Raw genomic sequence first — 3673 nt, 5'->3', positions numbered from 1 at the left:
CGATCCAACGATGACACTGACGGTCTGGGCCATAGCCGGAGAATTCCACCGCAGCGGCCCGCTGTGAATCCTCCGTCTGGGTCAGTGCACTAGCCCGTCAGCGTCGTCCAGCTACCAATCCAAGGCCCCGCACCTGCACCGTTGTTCGAGGCACAGCCGGCGGGGACGGGCGCAACATCAAGCCGTGACGAGTCGCCTCAATCTTTGCTTCTGGATAGACGGCCGCGATTTCGGGCAGCACGTCGCGGATGCGCTGCGCCAGCGATCGCGCGTGCGCCTCGCCGCTGCCGAGCTGGTCGCGGATTTGTAGCCAGCTCAGATGCAGGCCGTCCTTCAGCCGTGGCAGCCTGTATGCAAACAACGAGTAGAGATCGAGCCCGAGGCTGTTGCCCGCGAGGTGAGCAATTGCCCGCTTGTCTAATGGCACCGCATGCTCTTTGAGGTGCTCGTAGAACTTCGCACTCAGTTCCACTGTCTCTGGCCAGCGGCCCGCGACGCCCGGTGCCGTCCAGAGTTCGAGACCTTCGACGATCTGTGTATCGCGCACTAGGGTCTGGACGTTACCAGCCGCATCGGTAGCATCCCACTGGAGAGTGAAACTGCATCGCGCGATCCTGAGTGCCTGCTCACGCACTGCAGCGATAGATCCCCGCGGACCACCGGTGACCGAGAGGCCCAACGACCGAATCCATGCGCTCATCGAGGCGCCCAAGGATACCTCCCGCCCCTTCACGCCCTCGGATTGCAGATAGATCAGGATTAGGCGGGCCTTCGTGCCATAGGGCACGCCGACACGCGTCGCTCGTTGCCCGTCGTCCATCGCGCCGGGGCTAACCAGCAGCGTGAAGCGCCCTGCCCTGCGGCGCCAGATCGCATCGTCGCTGGCAGGGCGGCTATGCGGAAGGAAAGTCTGGCAGAGCCCGCTATGCAGGAACGCCATCTCGTCCGGCGTCGGCAAGGCGGTGAGGATGCCATGCGTAACTTCAATACGTTCCCGCAGGCGCTTCCGCTCGCTCGCGGTTGCACCCGCAGCGTCGGCACGACGGAGCGCCTCATCGAGGCCGAGAAGCTCAAGCTGCGTACGCGACGAATCCATGGCGGCATCATGGCGCATCTTGCCCGACCGCCTACGCTGAATCGCCTGCGTCACGCCCCTTCCCGGCCAGGAGCAAGACTTACTCACGCTGAATCGCCTGCATTCGGCCACGACGAGACACTTGTCCTCGCTGAATCGCCTGCGTGCCTACGCTGAATCGCCTGCGTCCCAAGGACCGACTACGCTGAATCGCCTGCGTCGAAGCACGTTATCCACGCTGAATCGCCTGCACATACCTATAAGAGTCTTATAAAATCTTCTATAGGTGAACCAACAGTGCACCACGCACCTGCAGTTAGCTCACCGTACTGTGGACGCTTCTTAGCGATCTCCCATTGTCCTCAGTGGTGCAACAGCCCGTCCGAACTGCAGGCGATTCAGCGTGCCATCAGGCAGTCGGGGACACACCAAAAGACAAGCGCTGTCGGCTATCACTATGATAACAGACAGCGGCACCGCTTTTTTTCGGGAAGGTGGCAGGGATTCCGCAACCTGCCGCCTCTGGAACCTCTCGTCCGCCCAAAGGTAATAGATACCTAGTATATTCTAGGAGGCTATCCCCCTATTCCATTAGCCCGCTAGAGCGCCTGCGCCGTGTATCAGGCGGGTTCACATCCGCTTCCGGTACCTCATAGCCCGCCTGCCGCAAAAGCCGAGCGAAGAAGCGCCGGGTGCTACCGACCTTCTCCGCTTCGATTGCCACCAGCTCCGCGAAGGCTTCCGACGCCTGAAAGTTAATCTGCACTTTCTTGGGGGGCCGTGCTGCCACCGGAGCAGGAGCCACTGGCGGGGGAGCCATCGGCACCGATGCGGGAAGGCTGGCCGTGGCTGGTGACAGCTGCGCCGCCAGGTCTGCGCCCGAGACGCGCTTTGGCTTGAACGACGACATTAGGCCGCTACTCCATTATCCTCGCTATGGGACATAGTCCCCTTAGTTGGTATAGCACCCTTGCTGGCTAATTCAGCAATGATGCTAGACGCCTGTTCGCCTACTTTGCCAGTGACCGGCACTGCACCACTGAAGCTGAGCTTGGCGTATTCCGACAGGTCAGAGAGCGATTGGCCGATAATAGGCAGGCTGGCATCGGTCAGGCTGTCGAGCGCCGCCCGCTCCGCCAGTCCCTTGGCCTTCCAGCGAGTGAGTAGCACGCTATAGGGTATAGCCCGTCTAGCCGCCTTAGAGAGACTAGCTACCTGCTGCGCCGTGCGCAGGGTCTCGCGCACGCTGCCTCGGTCGGGCATGCAGGGGATCAGAACAAAATCGGCCATGCCGATAGCAGAGGCGGCGGTCAGGTTCTCGAAGCCTGCCGTGTCCACCAGAACGATGTCATGGCTTTCCGCCTGCTCTCCTGCGATGTCCACGACCCTGATATGATCGACTTCTGAAACGGTGGTGATTGGAGCCCCTTCATAGGCATTGTCGTGCCACGAGACGAACGACTGGTTGCGGTCGCTATCCACCACGCAGACCCGGTAGCCCTTAGCCACCAGATTGGCCGCGACGACGATAGTGGTGGTGGTCTTGCCCGCTCCGCCTTTAGCGGATGCCAGTGTCAGAATAGAGCCCATAGCCACTTAGCCCCCTCTACGCCCCTAGCGCCAAGTAGGAGCATAGAGAGGGCTTAGGAGGAAGGCCCATAGTACATACTACAGGGTATAGCCCCCTAGTTTATGCTTCTGGTTTCAGCGGTTGGAGAGCCGCCTTGTGCTTAGGATTCGGCGCGGAATAAATGCTTCAGATGGCTTTGCCGAAATGATCCGAGCTATTAATAGCGAGCGACCTCTGCGGCTATAGATCGATCAAGTCGTAGCTTGGCTAGAACGGAAAACCTGGAGCACTTGATTCGCCTCGGATCCTTAGTCATCTGCTTCCTCAAAGGCAGGCGTTCACAAATCCTTCTCGCGCTTGATATGGCTGTCTCCATGGCGGCCAACTACGGCAGACCGAAGCCGATTGATCCTCTCTGGTATCGCTCTTGGCTGGAACCTGCATGTGCGCTGCCCGGCAGGGCTTGCCATCCAGCATGCGCCTCTACCGGCGGATAGAGCGCCTGCGCGGTTCCGCGTGCAGCCACCGGCCCATCGTGTCCGAGTTGGTCGTCCGCTGGTAAACCCCTGATCCAGCACACTAAGGCAGCAGCTTCTAACTTGCGGTAAGCGGGGATTATCGCATGTGAAGGCAAACTTGCCGCAACCGACCGATGAGATGGCTGTAGCTATGCTGCCGAAAGGGTGATGGAGGTTGCCGGTGGCAGCAGCACCTCACTCAGCACCACAACCTCTTCGGATAGGAGATCTGACAGCGGCAGTTCGCGCCCTGTTACCAGCCACTGGTTCCACTCGGTCTGCCACTGAGCAACCTCGGGCTCCTGATCGCCGATTCTGATCCAGTAAAATCCACCCTCGCGGTCGTCGGGATTGGTCATGGGCCACCTCCAGTAATGGATACGCGTAACCCGGCTGGTGGTTGTCACTTTCAGTTACATGCTGGGTATGGGAGGCGAGACAGCCCTAAGACCCCGTTCTCTAATCGGGGCTTCCAGGTCAAGCACCGAGCTGGAGGCTGACCACTGCCGG

3 protein-coding genes are annotated in these 3673 nt (G+C 60.2%); all 3 read right to left on the bottom strand.

Annotation, left to right across the window (positions count from 1 at the left end):
- Positions 1–97: 97 nt before the first annotated feature.
- The 3 genes from EP26_RS30065 to EP26_RS30055 all read right to left on the bottom strand — a co-directional run bounded on the left by EP26_RS30065 (position 98) and on the right by EP26_RS30055 (position 3522).
- Entirely contained in the window at positions 98–1114 is a 1017-nt protein-coding gene (locus tag EP26_RS30065; protein WP_157033950.1) for a replication protein RepA, read from the bottom strand.
- 870 nt (positions 1115–1984) lie between these two features.
- Positions 1985–2665 carry a ParA family protein gene (locus EP26_RS30060; RefSeq protein WP_043344991.1) on the bottom strand — a complete coding sequence of 227 codons (681 nt, stop codon included), beginning with the start codon at positions 2663–2665 and terminating at the stop codon, positions 1985–1987.
- Positions 2666–3312: 647 nt separating this feature from the next.
- The gene (locus EP26_RS30055; RefSeq protein ID WP_043344990.1) at positions 3313–3522 is read right to left on the bottom strand and encodes a hypothetical protein; all 210 of its coding nucleotides are present in this window, start codon (positions 3520–3522) and stop codon (positions 3313–3315) included.
- Between the last annotated feature and the right edge of the window lie 151 nt (positions 3523–3673).

Origin of the sequence: Belnapia moabensis DSM 16746, assembly GCF_000745835.1 — a bacterium.
Taxonomy (GTDB): Bacteria; Pseudomonadota; Alphaproteobacteria; order Acetobacterales; family Acetobacteraceae; genus Belnapia; species Belnapia moabensis.
The sequence above is the reverse complement of the archived record's forward strand: the minus strand, read 5'-3'. Positions and strand labels throughout refer to the sequence as shown.

What these genes read in the sequence shown, in the direction of transcription:
- EP26_RS30065 (WP_157033950.1), bottom strand. Translation starts at nt 1,114, where the DNA reads ATGCGCCATGATGCCGCCATGGATTCGTCGCGTACGCAGCTTGAGCTT.
- EP26_RS30055 (WP_043344990.1), bottom strand. Translation starts at nt 3,522, where the DNA reads ATGACCAATCCCGACGACCGCGAGGGTGGATTTTACTGGATCAGAATC.
- EP26_RS30060 (WP_043344991.1), bottom strand. Translation starts at nt 2,665, where the DNA reads ATGGGCTCTATTCTGACACTGGCATCCGCTAAAGGCGGAGCGGGCAAG.